This is a genomic window from Salinibacterium sp. M195, from assembly GCF_019443965.1.
Lineage (GTDB): Bacteria > Actinomycetota > Actinomycetes > Actinomycetales > Microbacteriaceae > Rhodoglobus.
Genome location: NZ_CP040814.1, coordinates 921392 through 937293 on the forward strand (window position 1 = coordinate 921392; position 15902 = coordinate 937293).

12 protein-coding genes and 1 tRNA gene are annotated in these 15902 nt (G+C 60.7%); 9 read left to right on the plus strand and 4 right to left on the minus strand.

Going from position 1 to position 15902, the window contains the following annotated elements; genetic code table 11:
• The first annotated feature begins 78 nt into the window (after nt 1–78).
• The 5 genes from FFT87_RS04385 (at nt 79) to FFT87_RS04405 (ending at nt 5508) form a co-directional block, all read left to right on the plus strand.
• The gene (locus tag FFT87_RS04385; protein WP_219950138.1) at nt 79–2556 is read left to right on the plus strand and encodes an ATP-dependent Clp protease ATP-binding subunit; all 2478 of its coding nucleotides are present in this window, start codon (nt 79–81) and stop codon (nt 2554–2556) included.
• 82 nt (nt 2557–2638) lie between these two features.
• The gene (locus FFT87_RS04390) at nt 2639–3142 is read left to right on the plus strand and encodes an amino-acid N-acetyltransferase (protein ID WP_219950139.1); all 504 of its coding nucleotides are present in this window, start codon (nt 2639–2641) and stop codon (nt 3140–3142) included.
• 26 nt (nt 3143–3168) lie between these two features.
• Nucleotides 3169–3783: a hypothetical protein gene (locus FFT87_RS04395; protein ID WP_255560054.1), complete on the plus strand. Its 615-nt coding sequence runs from the start codon at nt 3169–3171 to the stop codon at nt 3781–3783.
• A gap of 12 nt (nt 3784–3795) precedes the next feature.
• Nucleotides 3796–4200, plus strand: a complete 405-nt coding sequence (locus FFT87_RS04400; RefSeq protein ID WP_219950140.1) for an SseB family protein — start codon at nt 3796–3798, stop codon at nt 4198–4200.
• 207 nt (nt 4201–4407) lie between these two features.
• Nucleotides 4408–5508 (plus strand): DUF2510 domain-containing protein, encoded by a 1101-nt coding sequence (locus FFT87_RS04405; RefSeq protein WP_219950141.1) that lies wholly within the window; start codon nt 4408–4410, stop codon nt 5506–5508.
• 128 nt (nt 5509–5636) lie between these two features.
• Here the strand turns inward: FFT87_RS04405 and radA are convergent, their stop codons facing one another.
• From radA to FFT87_RS04425, 4 genes are all read right to left on the minus strand, one after another.
• A complete protein-coding gene (gene radA / locus FFT87_RS04410; RefSeq protein ID WP_219950142.1) occupies nt 5637–6992 on the minus strand; it encodes a DNA repair protein RadA in 1356 nt (451 codons plus the stop codon).
• 79 nt (nt 6993–7071) lie between these two features.
• Complete coding sequence (locus FFT87_RS04415; RefSeq protein WP_219950143.1) at nt 7072–7428, minus strand: metal-sensitive transcriptional regulator; 357 nt, start codon at nt 7426–7428, stop codon at nt 7072–7074.
• Nucleotides 7429–7430: 2 nt separating this feature from the next.
• A complete protein-coding gene (locus tag FFT87_RS04420; RefSeq protein WP_219950144.1) occupies nt 7431–7733 on the minus strand; it encodes a rhodanese-like domain-containing protein in 303 nt (100 codons plus the stop codon).
• A 54-nt stretch (nt 7734–7787) separates the two neighbouring features.
• A complete protein-coding gene (locus tag FFT87_RS04425; protein WP_219950145.1) occupies nt 7788–9443 on the minus strand; it encodes an FAD-dependent oxidoreductase in 1656 nt (551 codons plus the stop codon).
• Nucleotides 9444–9582: 139 nt separating this feature from the next.
• On the opposite strand from FFT87_RS04425, the gene FFT87_RS04430 reads away from it, so the two are divergent.
• The 4 genes from FFT87_RS04430 (at nt 9583) to FFT87_RS04445 (ending at nt 15867) form a co-directional block, all read left to right on the plus strand.
• Nucleotides 9583–10194, plus strand: coding sequence for a hypothetical protein (locus FFT87_RS04430; RefSeq protein WP_219950146.1), 612 nt, complete (start codon nt 9583–9585; stop codon nt 10192–10194).
• 36 nt (nt 10195–10230) lie between these two features.
• Nucleotides 10231–10320, plus strand: a tRNA-Ser gene (locus tag FFT87_RS04435).
• Nucleotides 10321–10568: 248 nt separating this feature from the next.
• Entirely contained in the window at nt 10569–11933 is a 1365-nt protein-coding gene (locus FFT87_RS04440; protein ID WP_219950147.1) for a cell wall-binding repeat-containing protein, read from the plus strand.
• A 511-nt stretch (nt 11934–12444) separates the two neighbouring features.
• Complete coding sequence (locus tag FFT87_RS04445) at nt 12445–15867, plus strand: isopeptide-forming domain-containing fimbrial protein (protein ID WP_219950148.1); 3423 nt, start codon at nt 12445–12447, stop codon at nt 15865–15867.
• Nucleotides 15868–15902: the final 35 nt, after the last annotated feature.

A 15902-nucleotide genomic window follows, 5' to 3' on the forward strand; every position in this document is an offset into this window, starting at 1 on the left:
GCGGACTATTTCGCGATTTCTCTGGTTAGTCTCTTTACATCGGTACCGAATTCGTAGCGGTATCAAAGGAGTGAAGAGATGTTTGAGAGATTTACCGACCGCGCCCGTCGTGTAGTCGTCTTGGCCCAAGAAGAGGCCAAGATGCTCAACCACAACTACATCGGCACAGAGCACATTTTGCTTGGCCTCATCCATGAGGGTGAAGGTGTTGCCGCAAAGGCGCTTGAGTCTTTGGGCATTTCACTCGACTCTGTGCGCGAGCAAGTGCAAGACATTATTGGCCAGGGTCAGCAGCAGCCGACCGGTCACATCCCCTTCACGCCGCGTGCCAAGAAGGTACTTGAGCTGAGCCTGCGTGAAGCGCTGCAGCTTGGCCACAACTACATCGGCACCGAGCACATCCTGTTGGGTCTCATCCGCGAGGGTGAAGGCGTTGCCGCTCAGGTTCTTGTCAAGCTCGGCGCTGACCTCAACAAGGTTCGCCAGCAGGTCATCCAGCTCCTCGGAAGCTTCCAAGGCAAAGAGGCTGTCGCTGTTGGCGGCAACGATGCGACTCCCGATAAGGGTTCGCAGGTTCTTGACCAGTTCGGCCGCAACCTCACTCAGGCGGCTCGCGACGGCAAGCTCGACCCCGTAATCGGCCGCGAGAAGGAGATGGAACGCGTCATGCAGATCCTCTCCCGCCGCAGCAAGAACAACCCCGTCCTTATCGGTGAGCCTGGCGTGGGTAAGACCGCTGTTGTCGAGGGACTCGCGATCGCCATCGTTAACGGTGACGTACCCGAGACTCTGAAAGACAAGCAGCTCTACTCGCTCGACCTCGGTTCGCTCATCGCTGGTAGCCGCTACCGCGGTGACTTCGAAGAGCGCCTCAAGAAGGTTACAAAGGAGATCCGCACTCGCGGCGACATCATCGTCTTCATTGACGAAATCCACACCCTCGTTGGTGCTGGTGCCGCTGAGGGTGCAATCGACGCTGCCTCTATCCTCAAGCCACTGCTTGCTCGCGGTGAGCTCCAGACGATCGGTGCAACGACTCTCGACGAGTACCGCAAGCACTTCGAGAAGGATGCCGCGCTTGAGCGTCGCTTCCAGTCGGTTCAGGTTCACGAACCTAACCTTCCGCACACCATCAACATCCTGAAGGGGCTCCGCGACCGCTACGAGTCCTTCCACAAGGTGTCCATCACTGACGGCGCCATTGTTGCTGCAGCGAACCTCGCCGACCGTTATGTGTCTGACCGGTTCCTGCCAGACAAGGCAATCGACCTTCTGGATGAAGCGGGCGCACGTCTGCGTCTGTCCATCCTTTCCGCGCCCCCTGAGCTGCGTGAATTCGACGACAAGATCGCCGAAGTCCGTGGCCAAAAAGAGGGCGCAATCGAAGACCAAGACTTCGAGAAGGCTGCAAGCCTGCGCGACGAAGAGAAGAAGCTCCTCGGCGAGCGTCTTCGTCTCGAGAAGCAGTGGAAGTCCGGCGACGTTGGCGCGAGTGGAATCGTGGATGAGGGTCTGATTGCCGAAGTTCTGGCAGCAGCAACCGGCATCCCCGTCTTCAAGCTCACTGAAGAAGAGTCCAGCCGACTCATCTTCATGGAGAAAGCACTCCACATGCGCGTCATTGGTCAAGAGGAAGCCATCTCGGTTCTCTCCAAAACCATCCGCCGCACCCGTGCTGGCCTCAAGGACCCCAACCGCCCCAGTGGTTCGTTCATCTTCGCTGGCCCCACCGGTGTAGGTAAGACCGAGCTCGCTAAGGCTCTTGCTGAGTTCCTGTTCGACGACGAGTCGGCCATGATCTCGCTCGACATGAGTGAGTACGGCGAGAAGCACACCGTTTCGCGCCTGTTCGGTGCCCCTCCCGGATTCGTTGGATTCGAAGAGGGCGGCCAGCTCACCGAGAAGGTGCGCCGCAAGCCATTCAGTGTTGTGCTGTTCGACGAGATCGAGAAGGCTCACCCCGACATCTTCAACTCGCTCTTGCAGATCCTCGAAGAGGGCCGCTTGACCGACGGCCAGGGTCGCGTGATCGACTTCAAGAACACCGTCATCATCATGACCACCAACCTTGGTACCAAGGACATCACCGCTGGCCCGATGGGCTTCCAGGTGGAGGGTGACTCGGCAACAAGCTACGACCGCATGCGCGGCAAGGTTGTTGAAGAGCTCAAGAAGCACTTCAAGCCTGAGTTCCTCAACCGTGTTGACGAGACCATCGTCTTCCCGCAGCTGAGCAAGCCAGAACTGCTTCAGATCGTCGACCTCTTCATCAAGCGACTCTCCGAGCGCATGATGGATCGCGACCTCACCGTCGAGCTCACTGTTCCCGCCAAGGAGCGTCTCATCGAAGTCGGGTTCGACCCCACTCTCGGTGCACGACCGCTCCGCCGCGCAGTGCAGCACGAAGTTGAAGACGCCCTGAGTGAGAAGATCCTGCACGGCGAACTCAACGCCGGCGACCACGTGCACGTTGACTTTGTTGACAGCGTGTTCGTATTTACCACTAGCCGCCAGCCTGGACTCCCCGAAAAGGAACCAGCTGAGGTGGAGGCCTAAGCCTCACCGCAACGACACGTGGCTGGGCCGCACCGAGAGGTGTCGGCCCGGCCACTTCGTCGTTAAGCGGTACCGTTAGCGCGTGACCACATTCAGCATACGATCGGCGATTACTGCCGACGTGCGGGCAATTCAGGGCCTCATTGAGCCCCTTGTCAACGAGCGCATCCTGCTCGGCAAAGACCTCGTCGTCTTCTACGAGGCAGTGCAGGAATTTCGGGTTGCCGTAACCCCTGACGGCCACGTCATCGGGTGCGGTGCGCTGCACGTCATGTGGCACGACTTAGCCGAAGTGCGAACGCTGGCGGTGTCATCCGATTGGCTTGGCAAAGGTGTTGGGCACGCACTGCTTGCCCAGATCGAACAGGATGCGCACGCTCTCGGCCTTGAGCGCTTGTTCTGCCTCACCTTTGAGACCGACTTCTTCGCGCGCAACGGCTTTGAGCCTGTCAAGGAAGAGCTTGTCGATCCTGCTGTATTTGCTCAGCTTTCGCTCTCACCCGATGAAGGAGTGGCCGAATTCCTCGATCTTTCTCGTGTGAAACCTAATACCCTCGGCAACACGCGCATGCTGAAGCGTCTTTAGAGGCCCGAGACGCTTAGCCTTACGGTATGTCGACGTTTCGGAATCCGGTCGGCCCGCAGTCAAGCAGCGTCTACTGGCGCCGACGCTTGATCGTCGGGCTCGGTGTCATTGCCGTGATCACGATCATCTTATTGATCGTCTTCGGCCCCAAGGCGTCAACGGATCCGACCGCGACGGCCCCCGTCGATGCTCCGGCCACCGAGACGAGCGCTCCCGCAGCCACCGACTCGAGCGGTGCAACAGTGTGTGACCCCGCCAAGCTCACGCTTGAAGCAGTCACTGATTCCACAAGTTACGATGCGGGCCAAAATCCACAGTTGGCGTTCTCGGTCAAGAGCACGATGACCGAGCCCTGCGTCATCGAAGCAGGCAGCGACATTCAAGAGTTTGTTATTACCAGCGGCAGTGATGAGATCTGGAACTCGAAGCACTGCCAGTCAGCGGCCGAGCCGGCCACCGTCGAGCTAGAGCCGGGCGTGCCTAAGCAGTCCCCGTGGATCGTCTGGGATCGTACTCGTTCAGCGACAGATACCTGCGAGTCCGATCGTCCGGTGGTCACCGCTGATGGCTCGAGCTACCACCTCGAGGTCTCGATCGGCTCTCTTGCTGCGGAGACCACACAACAGTTCTTGTTGAACTAACCAGGATCGGTCATGGAATCTTCATCCTCGTCGGCGCAGAGCGCCGAATTCAGCTCGCCCATGCTCGCTCAGGCACTCGAGACTGGCGATCCGGTTGCGGTAGCTCTCGCGCTGCGCAACGACCGCGTCGTTGTGCCGATGCTGAGCGACGGTGACGATGGCGAAGCCCAAGTGCGGGTGTTTAGACGCGGCGAGGCTGACAAGTACATGCTGTTGCTCTTTTCCTCCGTTGAGACCTATGTCGCGATGCTGCCCGAGGAAGACGACCACCAAGTCGTGACCTACCAGGCCGCTGAACTGCAGGGGTTCCTCGAGACCAATCGTGGAGTCATTGAGTCCATTTGGTTCGATGTGGCCGGCCCTCACACAATGCAAGCGTCCCCCGACGACATCTTGGAAGCCCTCACCCTTTCCTAACCCAGCGCCCCGTTCGCCGCTGAGGCGGTGACCTTTTCTGTTTAGGGCAATTCGAGGGTGATGTCCCAGTTCAGGGGACAAATGACCTGATCCGGGCGGTTTAAGCCCTTTTTCGGCACTCTTTCGGGTTACATGCAGCTAAGGCCAAGCATGATTGTTGTAGAAAGGGCTTTCTATCCCTCGTCTTCGACGGTTACTCTGTTCAACGTGGAAGACAACAGTTTCGGTGTGCCAGCGGGATGGTACCCAGACCCTCTTGGTTTGCCCCAGCTTCGCTGGTGGGATGCCCAAGCGTGGACTGAGCACACCTCAGACGCTCGTGCCCCCATCGTCGTGCAACCAGCTACCAAGCTCGCCTTCGCCGACGATGACTATGACGACGACATCGACGAGCTTCCCACCCGTCGCGACCAGCGGGATCGTGAGCGCAATGACGGTGGAGACACCGTCTTCGCCGAGACGCGTCGCGAGCCGGAGCCAGAGACTGCCGCAGTTCGCGACGAGCTGAGTGCCCAGCCGCTTCTCGCGATGACTTTGCGTGAGCTTGAGCCGCCGATGGACGAAACGAAAGAGGCCGACGAGCCTCAGCTTTTGCCCAAATCTGCAACAGCCCACGCGAACACGATGCCTGGTGCATCCACTCTGAGCTCGTACGCGCAAGAAGAAGAAGCCCCGCAGCGAGAAATTCGCCAGCACCGCACCTATAACCCGGCTGTCTGGCTCATCGCCCTGCTGCCGATCGTGCAGTTGCTGACCAGCGTATTCTTGGTTGCTTTTACAAACTTGGGCAGCAACTTGCCGTTGCTGCTCGTCGTGTGGATCGCGCCCTACGTTGTGGTGCTTGGTCTCGCGGCCTACGACAACTTGCTCCTGCAGGTGTGGGGCCACGAACGTCCGGCTAGCGCAGCCTGGGCGTTGCTTACTGCTCCCGTCTACTTGGTTATTCGCGGACTCCGAACGATGCGTGAAACCGGTAAGGGTATCGCCCCGATCGCTGCCTGGTCGGGAACGATCCTGGCGCTGGTGGTCGGCATGATTGTGCTTCCGGGTCTTGTCATTTCACTGCTCCCGCAGACGTTTAGCACCCAGATCGAACAGACGGTCGAGGCGCAGGCGTCAACGCTTGGCGCAAACATCCAACTCGACTGCCCGAGCACCCCGCCACTGCTTGTCGGCGAAACTTTCAGCTGCCTTGCTCTCAAGCCAGACAATGGTCAGACCGAGTCGATCTTGATCAGCTTGCAGCGAGAAAATGGCTGGATAAGCTGGCGCGTGGATGACTGGGGACTCTGGAGCTTGTTCGGCTAGAACCGAACCATTATTCGTGTCGCAAAGGCGGCTCGCCTGTTGGCGGGCCGCCTTTGCTGTTGCTGCTGGGCAACAACTGCTGTTGGGGACGCCTGCTGCGGCGGGAAAACAAGGTTCCTGCTGCGCCATTAGAACTCGGGGATCTGCACCCGTTCTTCGCTAGCGCCGGCGAACGCCAAGCGGAGTGCTTCGCGCACATGGGCGGCGTCTGCATCGATGATGGTGCTGAAGCCGAGCCTCGTGGCTTCTGCCCGACGTTGTTTAGCGGAGGAAGCCGGGCGAATCTCCCCGGCCAAACTGATTTCGCCAACCGCGGCCATGCCCGGCGCGTAAGCCTTATCTTTGTACGCGCTCGCAATGGCAAGAGCTATCGCAAGGTCGGCACCGGGTTCGGTGACGCGGATGCCGCCAACAGTCGAGACGTAGACGTCGAATCCGGAGAGGGGAATTCCCGCTCGCCGCTCGAGTACCGCAAGAAGCATTGCGACACGGGAGGCATCGACGCCGTTGACGACGCGACGCGGTTGGGGTGCTTGTGACTTCACGATGAGTGCTTGTACTTCAACGGGGAGCGCACGTCTGCCCTCTAGGGCGATGGTGACGCAGGTGCCGCTGACGGGCTGGCGAGCGTGCGAAAGGAAGAGGCCGCTGGGGTCAGCCACTTCGGCGATGCCCTCGCCCGTCATCTCGAAGCAACCGACCTCTTCTGTGGAGCCGAAGCGGTTCTTGTGGGCGCGAACGAAGCGCAGCGCCGTCTGGCGGTCGCCTTCGAATTGGAGCACGACATCCACGAGATGCTCGAGGAGTCGGGGACCGGCGATGTTGCCGTCTTTGGTGACGTGACCGACGAGCAGCACGGGCAGGTTGCGGTCTTTGCTCACCCTGATCAGGGTGGAGGCTACTTCGCGCACTTGCGATGGACCACCGGCAATGCCCTCGGTGGCCGCGGACGCAACGGTCTGCACGGAGTCGACGATCACGAGTTGCGGTTTGACGTGGTCGATCTGGCCGAGGATGGTGCCGAGATCGGTTTCGGCGGCGAGAAAGAGCGAAGGGTGCAGGGCATTAGTGCGCTCAGCGCGCAGGCGCACTTGGCTTACCGATTCTTCGGCGGTGACATAGAGCACGCGCTGCCCGGATGCTGCCGCCCGCGAAGCAACTTCAAGGAGCAGCGTTGACTTGCCGACGCCGGGCTCGCCGCTCAACAGAATGGCAGCCCCGGGAACAACGCCGCCGCCAAGCACTCGGTCGAATTCGTTGATGCCGCTTGGCCAGTGCGCTACAGACTCAGCGCCGATTTCGGTGATCGATCGCGCGCCGCTGGCGTCGGATACCGCAACGGTGGCGACGCGTTTGGTGATGCCGGTGGCGGCGCCCGCGTCGGTTACGGTGCCCCACTGCTGGCACTCGCCACAGCGGCCTACCCATTTGATGGAGGTCCAGCCGCACTCAGTGCAGCGAAAATTACTTACAGCTCGGGCCATGATTCCACCCTAGGTGGCACGACCGACACTGTTTGGCGTGCACGGTGGTCTGGGGGAGCGGCGTGCACCCTGCTGAATGTTAGGCGAGAGTGAGAAACAGTTTCTCGATGTCTTCTGACGACATTCCATCGTGGCTGCCTTGGCCATCCGCGTCATCGACAGCGCACGATTGCAAGGCATTGGCGATGATCATGAAGCCGGCACGGTCGAGCGCTTTGCTCACCGCTGCTAGTTGGGTAACGACGTCTTTGCAGTTCGAATCGGGTCCGATGGATTCGGTGAGTGCGCGGAGCTGTCCTTCGGCACGCTTAAGGCGATTCATGACCTTGCGCATGGCTTCGGGGTCGTGCCCGGTTGGCGCAGTCGCAGTCGCAGTCGCAGTCTCAGCAGCAGCAGCAGTCGCGTCGTCCGCGTCGCGGGTGGCGATGTCGTTCATGGCTAGTTCTCCTTCTTCACTGGCAGACCTGCGTTTCGCCAAGCGGACGTTCCGCCGTCGACATTGACCGCGTCGAAGCCTTGGGTGCTCAGCCATTCGACCGCTTGAGCGCTGCGTCCGCCGCTTTCGCAGATGACATACACGGTGTCATCGCGGTCGATTTCTTCGACGCGGGCAACGAGCTCTCCGAGCGGAATGCTCGCAGCGGTTGGCGCATGCCCCGACACGTATTCGACGGGTTCGCGCACGTCGATGATCACGGGATTGGCCAGCTCGGAGAGGGTTGTGGTGTCAACGGTGTTCATAGTGTGTTCCTTGCGGTTGTGCGAGAGGGATGAGGGTGAGCAGCGTGCGTCGGGTTAGGCAGTTGCCGCAGACCACGTGCGGTAGCCGCCGTCGAGGTTCACGGCGTCGTAGCCGTGCTGGGCGAGGATGCGCACAGCGGTGTGGCCGCGCTGGCCGACTTGGCAGTGCACGATCACGCGGCGGTCGCCGATTTCGCTCAGGCGACCGCGGAGGTCGTCGAGGGGAATGTTGACGGCGTGGGGGATGGCGCCCCGCCCAAATTCGGCGGCGGTGCGAACATCCACCAGCAGGGTTCCTGCGGCGAGTTCCGCGTCGATTTCGTGCCACTGAATTGAGGCGCTCAAGCCGTCACGCAAGTTTTTGGCAACATAACCGAGGTGGTTGATGGGGTCTTTGGCTGACCCGTATTGCGGAGCATAGGCGAGCTCAAGGTCGGCAAGGGCGCTTGCGGTGAGGCCAGCGCTCACAGCGGTAGCGAGAACATCCATCCGCTTATCAACACCATCCCGGCCAACCGCCTGGGCTCCGAGGATGAGATCGGTATCGGCGTCAACGATCAACTTGAGCGAAAGAGATTCGGCGCCGGGGTAGTAGCCGGCGTGCGAAACGGGGTGCGTGTGGATGACACGGATGTTGTGCCCGGCAGCCCGAAGCGCTCGCTCGGTAGAACCGAGGCTTGCCACAGTGAGGTCGAAGACACCAACGATGGCGGTGCCGAGAGCCGGCCTCGAGCTCGCCTCGTCGCCCGCAAGCGTGTCGGCGAGATAGCGACCGTCGCGGTTGGCGGGACCAGCAAGCGCTACGAGTTCGTGCTCGCCACTGATCGCGCCGAGTTTCTCGGCGACATCGCCCACCGCATAGACGTGGGGTTCGCTGGTCTGGTAACCAGCAGTGACCCGGATGCCACCAGCGGCGCCCACAGCGAGACCCGCGTGAACTGCGAGCCCATTGTCGGGTCGCACCCCAACGGCCGCAACGACGACGTTCGCCGCAACGCTAGAGCCGTCACTGAGTTGGACGGTGGAGTCATGCACCGCAACAGCTTCGGTGCCGAGCCGCAGGTCGACGCCGTTCTCGCGCAGGTGCGCTTCGACGGGGGTGACCATTTCGGAATCAAGAGTGCCGAGTACGTGGGCCGGGCGCTGCACGAGGGTGACTTTGAGGCCGCGCTTGGCGAGGTTCTCCGCCATCTCGACGCCGATGTAGCCGGCGCCCAAGACGACGACGTTCGCGGTCGCGGGGTCGAGATCGCCGAGAGAAGAGTGGAGGGCGTCAACGTCTTCGATGTTGCGGAGCACGAGCATCCGCTCACTGCTGGGGATCGCCGGAAGCGTGGCGCTCGCGCCGGTAGCAATGACGAGTTCGTCGAAACGTTCGGTGCTTGTGGTGTCGTCGACGCTGTTGTGCACGGTGATGGTGCGCCCACTGGGGCTGATAGCGGTGACGTTGTGGTTGACGCGAACGTCGAGGCCGAAGCGGCTGCCGAGGCTGGCCGGGGTTTGGAGGAGCAGTTCGTCGCGTTCGGTGATGACCCCGCCGAGGTAATAGGCAAGGCCGCAGTTGGCGAAGGAGACGTGACCGCTGCGCTCGAAGATGATAATTTCGGCGTGCTCATCGCGGCGTCGCATGCGTGTGGCGAAGGACATTCCGGCGGCGACTCCACCAATAACGAGGATGCGGCGAGTACGGTCTGTAGTGCTGGTAGTCATTCGCCAAGCATACCCCTGGGGGTATGCGGAAAGCGAACTGCAGGGACGCCTGGGCATCGTGGGGTGCTGATTTTACGTCGAAAGTGCGAGCATTCTTCGTTACGAGTACCTACGATGGAAATACGACCAAGGGAGCATCGTGGCAGCAGATGGCAAGAAAATTGACCCTCGATTCGACCCGGCGTTTCAACGCGGGTATCCGAATGGCCCACAAGCTGGGCAATCAGACGCTGTTCGAGCATCGCGAACGGTAGACGCCCTTCGAGGCGACGCCGCCGAATCCCAGTACTCTCGGACGCCGAGCCAACCGCCGTCGACAGCTCAGGCTGCCCAGGAAGCTCAGGCTGGACAGCCGACCGCTAGCCCGACATCCAGCCGAAGCACCACTGCGGTCGCCCCCGAAGGAAACCCCGCACCGTTCGGCGACGAGCAGCTGGCGCCGCAATCGCACTATGTGGATGACGCGGGTGCGCTCGCCGAGATTGCCCCGGCGCCGACGCGCAAGAGCCTCGCGCGCAACCCCTGGATCTACGTGCTCTGGCTGGTCGGCGTTATCGGTGTGGCGGTCGGTGCGGGTGTCCAAGTGTGGACCTACGCGGTCTACTACCGCTCCAACGGGCCCGTACTAACCGGGTTCGATTGGATTCAAGGATTGCAGGCGGCTTCGCCAGCGATGTCGCAGGTCGGAGCGATCTGTATCGGGTTCGCTCTGCTCGTGCACGCCCTCAACTGGATGCGCAACAACCAGTGAACGCACCACCCCGAGATCTGTACTAAACTCTCTCCCGGTACCGTGTCCGAGCGGCCGAAGGTGCAACTCTCGAAAAGTTGTGTGTGTGAAAGCGCACCGTGGGTTCAAATCCCACCGGTACCGCCAAAGAAAAGCCCCGCATTCCGAGTGAATGCGGGGCTTTTCTGTTTCTGTTTACAGCGCGCCCGGCCCGCACCAAAGTGACCCCGAAATGAGGGGCAACGGCCTCATTTTGGGGGTCACAATGCAGTATTTGTCCCCCGATCGCCCCCGGAAGAGGGGACTATACGGTCGCTAACGTGTCGCGTAGCGTTCACTTCGTGGGGAAAACCGGGGGGTTTCGAGCGCGGCGCACAGTCGTCCGCGCGTTTGGCATGCTGACGATTCTGGGAGTGCTGGCTACTGGCTTGGCGCTTTCGGCGCCGTCGCCAGCAGTTGCCGCAGGTGAGAGCACGATTCTCGCGCTCGTGAACCAGGCGAGAGCCGCGGAGGGTCGTGGGCCGCTCAAGCTCAACTCCGCGATGAGTTCCGTTTCTCTTGCGTGGGCGAACCAGATGGCCGCCAACGGCGCGATGACGCACAACCCGAGTTACTCGAGCCAGATTCCGAGCGGCTGGACCCGCGCAGCAGAAAATGTTGCGCGAGGGTGGTCATCCCCTGAAGCCGTGCACGAGGCGTGGATGAACTCTCCTAGTCACCGAACGAACATCATGGGTGACTACACCGAGATGGGCATCGCCTTCATCACCTCAGGCGGAAGCACTTGGGCCGTTGAGAACTTTGGCAAGTACGGGGCAAGCGTTGCCGCTCCCGCTCCGGCACCAGTAACTGCCGTCGGCGTCGATCGCTTGTCTGGCTCGAACCGCTACGCGACCGCTGTGGCTATTTCCCGGGAATATGACCCTGGGGTTAGCGTCGTCTACGTCGCAACAGGCACGAACTACCCGGACGCTCTGAGCGCAGCCCCTGCGGCAGCGAAGCAGGGTGGGCCGCTTCTTCTCACGCCTCCCACCGGAGTGCCGAGCTATGTTCGCGCAGAGATTCAGCGCCTGCGTCCTGACCTCATTGTCGTTGTTGGCGGAACGAGTGTTCTGTCAAACGGCATTTACGCACAGCTTGCGGGGCTGGCTCCGCGCATCCGTCGTGATGGGGGCTCTAACCGCTACGAAACTTCACGAATCGTTATTGAGCGAGCCTTCACTGACCCAGTCGAGAAGGCTTTCTTCGCGACCGGTGCCAACTTCCCCGATGCCCTGAGTGCAAGCGCTGCCGCGGGAAATACCAGCAGCCCTGTGTTCCTCATCAACGGAACCGGCAGCGGAATCGATGCCGCAACTGCCGCTCTCATCAAGAAACTCGGAGTCACCTCGGCGGTAATTGCGGGCGGGACTGGCGTTGTTTCGACTCGTATGGAGCAGTCGCTTCGCGCACAGCGTGGTCTGGACACGGTTGAGCGGTACGCCGGAACGAACCGGTACACGACGTCGAGCAGGATCAACAGTTTGAGTTTCGACGAGGCGCCACAGGTATTCTTTGCCGTCGGAACCGGATTCGCGGATGCCCTGGCAGGCGCTGCCCTCGCCGGCTTCAACTCTGCTCCGCTCTATGTTGTGCCCGGAAACTGCGTGCCAAAAGATGTCGTCAGTGACCTCAAGGCTTACGAAACCACCAACCGGGTCTTGCTCGGAGGCACCGGAGTTCTCGGTAATGGAGTCGTCACCCTAACGCCCTGCCGCTAACTTTGGCGTGACCTCGCAGTAGCCCTCCGTGGGCGACGCGTATTCCCTTTGTCGCTGTGGTGCCGGCTCGGTGCTGCCTGGCGCGCTGGTGACCGCGCAAGTCGCGGCCGTGATTGCGTCGACGCGCGGGCGGATTTCACCCGCTACTTCACCCCGGCTACCGGAATAAGTAAGGCAACCTTGAACCTAGGTCGCTCGTAGGCACGCTTCTCGGGGAGGGGGAGCGAGGCGCTACGCGGGGCTTATGCGCAATCAGGTTTGTTCTCATGTGCTGCGACCCCAACCTTGCTGGATAATCGTGCGCCCTGAGACCGATAGCCTTGTGTGAAACATGTGTGAAAGCTGGGTTTCCAGCACAAAGTGTCACCACCAGCACAAAGTGACACGAAAAGGTTTCGAGGGGGAACTGAAAATGTTTGAAAAAGTGGATCACGCGAGCCGAGGGACCAAATCTCGACGTGGGAAGAGGTTCCGAACGAAGCGACAACGCACAGCAGCGCTGTCAGTCGCCGTGATTGCCGCTATCGCGACAAGCGCCCTGATCCCCGTTTCAGCGATGGCCGCGTCGGTGTCGGAAATAACGACAGCATGGGCCGCGGGCACGCCGGCTTCCTCGCGGGTGGGCGAGGTTGTTACGGCCGAGGTGCGAATCAATGTCAACGATGATCAGGCTGCTCCCGGGAACGCCGACGTCGATAATTTCACGGCGACGTTCACAACGGCGAACGGCAAGTTCACCGAGATTCCGGATATTTGCGAGGTCACAGGGGTCAGCCCCCTCTCGAGCATTTCTGCTGATGGGTTCACGCTGCTGTGCAACCTTGGTACGCAGGCTCAGGGCACCGCGCTAGCGGTGCAAGTTCCCATCCAAGTGGAGACTCGGGGTGAGGTCACCTTTGACGCTTCCGTCGATGGCGTAACGGCACCGCAACTTACGCACGAAGTCGTTACCCCGTTCATGATGGACCTCACTTTGACCGGCCCTTCGGGCATCCAGACTCGAAGCGGTGACAACCGAATCATGCAATTTGAGTGGACGCTCAACTGGGGCGATGGCGGCGATGTGGGGCCAGCGACCGCGAGCTATGTGCTCACGGTTGTGCCTACGGTGGGGACTCTCACCAACGTCTATGCCTGCTCTGCGTTTGATGACGTGGTCGGGTCCGGGCATCCGAACTCAGGGCCCGGATCGGCTCCGGAGCGCACCGCGCCGACGGCTACCTGTGCGATCACACCGATCGATGCAAGCCACGTCCGGATGACCCTCACAGATATCGACTATTCGCTTGCTCAGGTTCCTACTGAGACGTCTGGTGGTAAGTCCCTTCCCGTTGATCGCATCGCTGTTGCCAGTGGCAAGTTCACTGTGAATGTCGACTCTTCGGCAAATGGCAGCGTCGCGATCACAGCGGATACCCCGACCTACACCTCCACCAATGGAGAAACTTCGGTCGACGACGAGGACAACAACGTGACCTCGAAGGCGTGGCTGAACCGCGGTCTCTGGATCTCATCGTGGAACCGGTACGCCACCGGAGCCGGAGGAAGCCCGTTCGATGACACCTATCGGGTTGCTCGGGGCACAGATGTGCGCTCGTCCACTTACTTCGATCAGGCTCTGCAGGACTACGCTCTATCGGATGCTCAGAATGTCGGACTCTGCACGATCATCGACAGCAAATACGCCGATTACCGGAATGTCTCGATCCAGAGCGCTCCCAGCGGAACTGTTCCCACTGGCAACGTCTTCAGATGGTACGTCGGGAGCACGCAGGCAGCGCTTGATCCAAGTAGCGCGAGCTACGACCCTGGTGCGATCAGTAACTGCGGCCAGCTGTCTGGCGGCTCATGGGTCTTGACAGAGCCGACTGATAAGTCGACTGTTCAGGCCGTGAATGCGTTGATGCCGTATGGCTCGGTGAAGAACAACCTCACGACGCAGATGTTCGTCGGTCAGTCAATCCACGCTGACACCCCCATCGGTATGGATGTGTGGCAATTCAGCAACTACTTCATCGGTGGAGAGGGCTGGTACCCGGCGGACTCGAACGCTGGAGTGATTACTCCTGTTGCTGATGCTCGCTACACGCACACGAACGGCTACCGGGACATTCTGCGCGTCGTTGGGGTGACACCCGATCTTCAGAAGAGTGTCGATTCCACAGTGCTTGCTTCGGGGGCGCCAGCTACGTTCACGCTCGCGTATTCCGCAAACGGCGCCTCGGCGCCTGCCACTGTCGACGATTACACGATCGTGGACAACCTTCCCGCTGGTCTTACTTACGTCGCTGGCTCCGGTTCACCAGAGCCAGTAGTCACCACCGACAGCGGGCACCAGGTCCTCACGTGGGTTCTTGACGGCGTTGCGACTAACGCTGAGCACACGATCAGCTACCAGGCAAGAGCGAATGACAGTGCGACACCTGGGCAGCGCCTCACGAATACTGCCACGGCGACCGTTCAGAGCCGTACCTCAGCTGAAGCTTCAGCTGTTGTCACAATCGCGATCGGCGGCCGCACGATTATTGGGAAGTCTGCCGACCAGGCTCTGATCCCGAACGTCGCCGGCGATGGTGTCGGTTCGGGCTCATGGACGATCACGCTGCGCTCGGAAGACCCGACCGCGCAGACCTTCACTGATGTGATCGATATTCTGCCGTACAACGGCGACAGTCGTGGTACCAGCATCACCGGTACCTATGCGGTTACAGACGTGAATGCCAGCGGTGACGCTGTGTACTACAGCACGGCCACTCCCGGAGCACTCAGCGACGACCCGGGCCACGCGAGCAATGGCGCGGCCGGAGACGCGAGCGGCAACACGGTTGGTTGGACAACAACTAAGCCGAGCGACGAGACATCCATCACTGCTGTGCGTGTTATCGGCGGAGAGCTCCTTCCCGGAGCAACCCGTTCGTTCCAGATCGTCATTCTGACTGATGATGTTAGTGGCGGCGACATTCTCGTCAACCGAGCTCAGGGTAGGGCGTCTCATACCGAGTTGGTCATGCGCACCTCGGCCCCGACCGCGGTGTCTCAGCAGTATGCGTACGATCTGAAGAAGTACGTTATGGGTACTGATGGTCTCTGGCATGATGCGGAGGACACCAACGACGCTGACTGGCCGATGCTTCGCCCGGGTGCGACAGCAGAATACAAGTTTGTTGTGACCAACACTGGTCAGGGCGATCTGGCGGACATCTCCGTAACCGACCCGCTTCTTGGGGTCGATTGGGACATTGCGAGCCTCGACGCTGGAGACTCCGTTGAGTCGGATGTTTACGAGTACGAGATAACCGATAGCACGCCGAGCCCGCTTCGAAACGAAGCATGTGCCACGGCACCGCTGCCGGGGGACTCTTCGCAGGCTGAGCTTGTTCAGCCGTGTGACGAAGCCAACATCACTATTGGCGGCTACACGGTCTCCAAAACGAGCGACCCGGTGTCGGGATCGACACTCCCGATTGGCGGTGTCATCGAGTACACAGTCGAGGTAGCCCATGTGGGTGAAGCAGATGTTCTAGCTTCGTTCGATGACGACCTCAGCGCAGTTATGGATGACGCAACGTACAACGGTGACGCGGCAGCTACTGCTGGCAATGTTGCCGTCCTCGGCGACACCCTCAGCTGGGATGGCGCTCTGACTAAGGGCGACGTTGTCAGAGTTACCTACTCAGTCACCGTGACCGGAGCAGGCGACCGTGTGCTCACGAACGTAGTTGTGCCGACGACGGATGAGGGAACCTGTGTTGCTGCTCCTGACGAGAACGCGGATTGCACCACGACGCATCGCGTCCCGCCGGAAACGCCGATATCGACTGGATTGGCCTTCACAGGGCAGAACCTCACTATCGGGGGAATAGCGGCAGGTCTACTCTTGCTGCTCGGCGTGATGCTCGTCGCGAGGCGCCCGAAGAGAGAATCGGCTCTCTAGCTAAACCGGCTCCATAAAGCGCCCGGAACCGCCCT

Excerpts from the sequence above, each read along its gene's own strand:
- FFT87_RS04425 (WP_219950145.1), bottom strand. The coding sequence starts at position 9,443 with ATGACTACCAGCACTACAGACCGTACTCGCCGCATCCTCGTTATTGGT.
- FFT87_RS04420 (WP_219950144.1), bottom strand. The coding sequence starts at position 7,733 with ATGAACACCGTTGACACCACAACCCTCTCCGAGCTGGCCAATCCCGTG.
- FFT87_RS04440 (WP_219950147.1), top strand. The coding sequence starts at position 10,569 with ATGCTGACGATTCTGGGAGTGCTGGCTACTGGCTTGGCGCTTTCGGCG.
- FFT87_RS04415 (WP_219950143.1), bottom strand. The coding sequence starts at position 7,428 with ATGAACGACATCGCCACCCGCGACGCGGACGACGCGACTGCTGCTGCT.
- FFT87_RS04400 (WP_219950140.1), top strand. The coding sequence starts at position 3,796 with ATGGAATCTTCATCCTCGTCGGCGCAGAGCGCCGAATTCAGCTCGCCC.
- FFT87_RS04395 (WP_255560054.1), top strand. The coding sequence starts at position 3,169 with ATGTCGACGTTTCGGAATCCGGTCGGCCCGCAGTCAAGCAGCGTCTAC.
- FFT87_RS04385 (WP_219950138.1), top strand. The coding sequence starts at position 79 with ATGTTTGAGAGATTTACCGACCGCGCCCGTCGTGTAGTCGTCTTGGCC.
- radA (WP_219950142.1), bottom strand. The coding sequence starts at position 6,992 with ATGGCCCGAGCTGTAAGTAATTTTCGCTGCACTGAGTGCGGCTGGACC.